This window comes from Pseudomonas sp. SIMBA_067, assembly GCF_046534675.1.
In the GTDB taxonomy this organism is placed as follows: Bacteria; Pseudomonadota; Gammaproteobacteria; order Pseudomonadales; family Pseudomonadaceae; genus Aquipseudomonas; species Aquipseudomonas putida.
The window spans coordinates 1-247 of the sequence record NZ_JAWRYH010001054.1 but is presented as its reverse complement, the minus strand read 5'-3'; the positions used below and the strand labels follow the sequence as shown (position 1 = coordinate 247).

The window sequence follows — 247 nt, the reverse complement described above, 5'->3', positions numbered from 1 at the left end:
ATCATCCATGCCTGTTTACGGTCATCGACTCATGTCTTTTCGCTGCCTGGTCACAGGAGAGTACGCAGAACTGAAACGACAAGACGGATTGAGTGACGAGCCAGAAATCTGTTCACTTCGCATTTAAGATAAAACGGGAAGCGTTGGAAATTACAAGATTCAAACTTAATAAGGTATGTTTAATACGAAGTCAACACTAAGTTAGCATGACTCACGCCGGGCGTCCAGTTTTTAGCGACGGGGCACC

At 45.3% G+C, this 247-nt stretch carries 1 protein-coding gene; it reads right to left on the bottom strand.

The window, feature by feature from the left end; all coding sequences use genetic code 11:
• Nucleotides 1-21 precede the first annotated feature (21 nt).
• Nucleotides 22-123, bottom strand: a complete 102-nt coding sequence (gene rhoL, locus SB765_RS32455) for a rho operon leader peptide RhoL (RefSeq protein WP_001295255.1) — start codon at nucleotides 121-123, stop codon at nucleotides 22-24.
• Nucleotides 124-247 lie beyond the last annotated feature (124 nt).